4 protein-coding genes and 1 pseudogene are annotated in these 3,587 nt (G+C 68.1%); all 5 read right to left on the bottom strand.

Translation table 11 applies throughout. The features are described from left to right. A pseudogene (locus tag RMO97_RS15320) lies at window positions 1-303 on the bottom strand (glutathione peroxidase); the annotation flags it as partial. A gap of 11 nt (window positions 304-314) precedes the next feature. After that, on the bottom strand, window positions 315-1,649 hold the full coding sequence (locus RMO97_RS15315; RefSeq protein WP_310541907.1) for a pyruvate dehydrogenase complex dihydrolipoamide acetyltransferase: 1,335 nt from the start codon (window positions 1,647-1,649) through the stop codon (window positions 315-317). 47 nt (window positions 1,650-1,696) lie between these two features. Then, a complete protein-coding gene (locus tag RMO97_RS15310) occupies window positions 1,697-2,098 on the bottom strand; it encodes a GFA family protein (protein ID WP_310541906.1) in 402 nt (133 codons plus the stop codon). Continuing rightward, the gene (locus RMO97_RS15305) at window positions 2,095-3,504 is read right to left on the bottom strand and encodes a pyruvate dehydrogenase complex E1 component subunit beta (RefSeq protein WP_310541905.1); all 1,410 of its coding nucleotides are present in this window, start codon (window positions 3,502-3,504) and stop codon (window positions 2,095-2,097) included. The genes RMO97_RS15310 and RMO97_RS15305 overlap by 4 nt, the downstream gene beginning before the upstream one ends. Continuing rightward, window positions 3,501-3,587: hypothetical protein (locus tag RMO97_RS15300; RefSeq protein WP_310541909.1), on the bottom strand; the 87-nt coding region annotated here is incomplete at its 5' end. The genes RMO97_RS15305 and RMO97_RS15300, both read right to left, overlap by 4 nt.

Below are 3,587 nucleotides of genomic sequence, written 5' to 3'. Positions count from 1 at the left end.
CTTGGGCCCGTTGACGTCGATCTTGGTCATCATCGGGAAGTCGACGTCGTAGGTCAGCGAGCAGAAGCTGGCGATCTCCTCGGCGTTCCCCGGCTCCTGGGCGCCGAACTGGTTGCAGGGGAAACCCAGCACCACAAAGCCCTGGTCCTTGTACTTGCTGTAGAGCGCCTCCAGCCCTTCGTACTGCGGGGTGAACCCGCATTTGCTGGCGGTGTTGACGATCAGGACCACCTTCTCGCGATAGCTGGACATCGGCGTCGCCTTGCCGTCGAGGGTCTCGGCGCTGAAGTCATAGATGCTCATGGCGTTCGCCCCTAGACGATCATCGTGACGGGATCTTCGATCAGGATCTTGAAGGCCTGCAACCAGCGGGCGCCGATGGCGCCGTCCACCACGCGGTGATCGCAGGTCAGGGTCACTGTCATCACCGTGGCGATGGCCAGTTGGCCGTTCTTCACGACAGGCCGCGGCTCGCCGGCGCCCACGGAGAGGATCGCGCCCTGGGGCTCGTTGAGGATCGAGGAAAAGGCCTTGATCCCGAACATGCCCAGGTTGGAGACCGAGAAGGTGCCGCCCTGGAACTCCTCGGGCTTGAGCTTGCGGGTACGGGCCCGGGCCGCCAGGTCCTTGGCCTCGGTGGCGATCTGGGCCAGGCCCTTGGTCTCGGCTGCCCGGATGATCGGTGTGATGAGCCCACCGTCGATGGCCACCGCCATGGCGATGTAGGCGTGGGGGTGCAGGGCGATGCCCTCCGGCGAATAGGAGGCGTTGGCCTCCGGCACCTGTTTCAGGGCGATGGCGGCGGCCTTGATCACCAGGTCGTTGACGCTGACCTTGACGCCCTGGCTCTCGAGCATGGCGTTGATCTTCACCCGGCCCGCCAGCAGGGCGTCGATTTCCAGGTCAATCGTCAGGGGGAAGTGCGGCACATCGCGGAAGCTGTCGGTGAGGCGCCGGGCGACGGTCTTGCGCATGCCGTCCAGGGGCACGAGGTCGTAGGAGCCGTCGGGAATGCCCATCTGGGCCAGGCTCTGAACCTGACGCGGGGCTGCGGTCGCCGCGCCGCCGGCGGTGGCCGGGGCGCTGGCCGCGCCGGGGGCCGCGCCCTCGACGTCGCGCTTGATGATGCGGCCGTGGGGACCGGAGCCCGTCAGGGTCGAGAGGTCGAGGTTCTTCTGGGCTGCGATCCGCCGGGCCAGCGGCGAGGCGAACACCCGCGTTCCCTGCCCTTCTCCCCTTGCGGGAGAAGGTGGCCGGTCGGAGACCGGTCGGATGAGGGGTTGCGCTCCCTCCTCCGCCTTGGCGGCGGCGGGCTTTCCGGACGGTTCTGAGAGACCCCTCATCCGACCCTGCTCCGCAGGGCCACCTTCTCCCGCAAGGGGAGAAGGAGAAGGCGCCGCCGCCTCGCCCTCGCCGGACAGCCGGGCGATCGGCGAATTGACCTTCACGTTCTCCGTGCCCTCGGGGACCAGGATGGCCTCGATGGTCCCCTCGTCGACGGCCTCGACCTCCATGGTCGCCTTGTCGGTCTCGATCTCGGCGATGACGTCGCCGGACTTCACCAGGTCGCCCTTCTTCACATACCACTTGGCGAGCGTGCCCTCCTCCATGGTGGGCGACAGCGCGGGCATCAGGATCTCGATCGACATGGGTCAGGCGCTCGGGCGGTTGTGGGGGGCGCAGGCGCGCAAGAAGGTCATGACGGCTCCAGCGACAGATGGGCGAGCTGGTCGGCGTTGGCCTCCCAGTTCTGCCCATCGAAGGCGGTGAGGTCGAGGGTGGCCGCTTCGTCAAGGCACCGGGCGTTCACAGACCACCCGTCGGGATTGGAACGCGGGCGGTAGAAGCTCTTGATGCCGCATTCGGCGCAGAACAGGTGCTTGGCGACCCGGCTGTTGAAGCTGTACTCGGCCAGCCGCTCCATGCCCTGGGTCACCCGAAAACGGCTCTCGGGCACGATGACGTGGATGTAGCCGGTCTTGGCGCACATGGAGCAGTTGCAGCTTTGGGCCTCGACCACCTGCGGCAGGGCCACCTCGAACCGCACGCCGCCGCAGTGGCATCCCCCCGCCCGCCAGGTGAACGGGTCGGGGTTCATTTGTAGGTGACCGCCTTCACCGCCTTCACGATCTTGTCGACCGAGGGCAGCGACAGGGCCTCCAGATTGGCCGCATAGGGCATGGGCACGTCTTCCTGGTGAACGCGGGCGGGAGGGGCGTCCAGGTAGTCGAAGGCGTGCTCCAGCACCCGCGCGATCACCTCGGCGCCGACGCCCATGGGACCCCAGCCTTCCTCGACGGTGACCAGGCGATTGGTTTTCTTGACGCTCGCCACGATGGTTTCGTGGTCCAGGGGGCGCAGGGTGCGCAGGTCGATCACCTCGGCCTCGATGCCCATGCCGGCCAGCGTCTCGGCGGCCTCCAGGGCCAGGCCCACGGCGCGGGAGTGGGCCGTGATGGTGACATCGGTCCCCGCGCGGCGGATCTTGGCCTTGCCGATGGGGACGACCCAGTCGACGTCGGCCGGCACGTCGAACTCGACGCCGTAGAGCATCTCGTGCTCCAGGAAGACCACGGGGTTGGGGTCGCGGATCGCGGCCTTCAGCAGGCCCTTGGCGTCGGCGGCGTCATAGGGCGCCACCACCTTCAGGCCGGGCACCTGGGCGTACCAGGCCGAATAGTCCTGGCTGTGCTGGGCGCCCACGCGGGCCGCAGCCCCGTTGGGCCCGCGGAACACGACCGAACATTTGATCTGGCCACCGGACATGTAGAGCGTCTTGGCCGCGGAGTTGATGATGTGGTCGATGGCCTGCATGGCGAAGTTGAAGGTCATGAACTCGATGATGGGCTTCAGGCCCGCCATCGCCGCGCCCACACCGAGGCCCGCGAAGCCGTATTCGGTGATCGGGGTGTCGATCACCCGGCGGTCGCCGAACTCCTCCAGCAGGCCGCGGGAGACCTTGTAGGCGCCCTGGTACTGGGCGACCTCCTCCCCCATCAGGAAGACGGTCTCGTCAGCCCGCATCTCCTCGGCCATGGCGTCGCGCAGGGCGTCGCGGATCGTGGTCTTCACCAGCTTCACACCGTCGGGCAGTTCGGGATCGCGCAGGGCCGGCCTGGGCGTCACGGGGGTCGCGCCCTCGCCTTCCGGCTGAGGTTGAGCGGCCTCGGCGGGCTGCTTTTCCGGGTCGCCGCTGGCGGCGGGCTCGGGCTTGGTCTCGGCCTTCCCGGGAGGCGCATCGGCCTTGGGCGCCGGCGCGGCGGCGCCCTCGCTGGCCAGGCGGGCGATGGGGGTGTTGACCTTCACCTCCTCGGAGCCTTCCGGCACCAGGATCTCCTCGATCACCCCCTCGTCGACGGCCTCGACCTCCATGGTCGCCTTGTCGGTCTCGATCTCGGCGATGACGTCACCGGACCGGACGGTGTCGCCCACCTTCACGTGCCATTTGGCCAGGGTGCCCTCTTCCATGGTGGGAGAGAGGGCCGGCATCAGTACGTCGGTCACTGAGCGGCCTCCAGGTAGACGTCGGTATAGAGTTCGGAGGGGTCGGGTTCGGGTGAGGTGCGGGCGAATTCGGCGGCGTCGGC

It is taken from the genome of Phenylobacterium sp., assembly GCF_031425575.1.
Classification (GTDB): domain Bacteria; phylum Pseudomonadota; class Alphaproteobacteria; order Caulobacterales; family Caulobacteraceae; genus Phenylobacterium.
This window is presented reverse-complemented; position numbering and strand designations above follow the sequence as displayed.

Bases quoted from the DNA above. Each gene is read 5' to 3' on its own strand.
- RMO97_RS15315 (WP_310541907.1), bottom strand. From the start codon at position 1,649: ATGTCGATCGAGATCCTGATGCCCGCGCTGTCGCCCACCATGGAGGAG.
- RMO97_RS15310 (WP_310541906.1), bottom strand. From the start codon at position 2,098: ATGAACCCCGACCCGTTCACCTGGCGGGCGGGGGGATGCCACTGCGGC.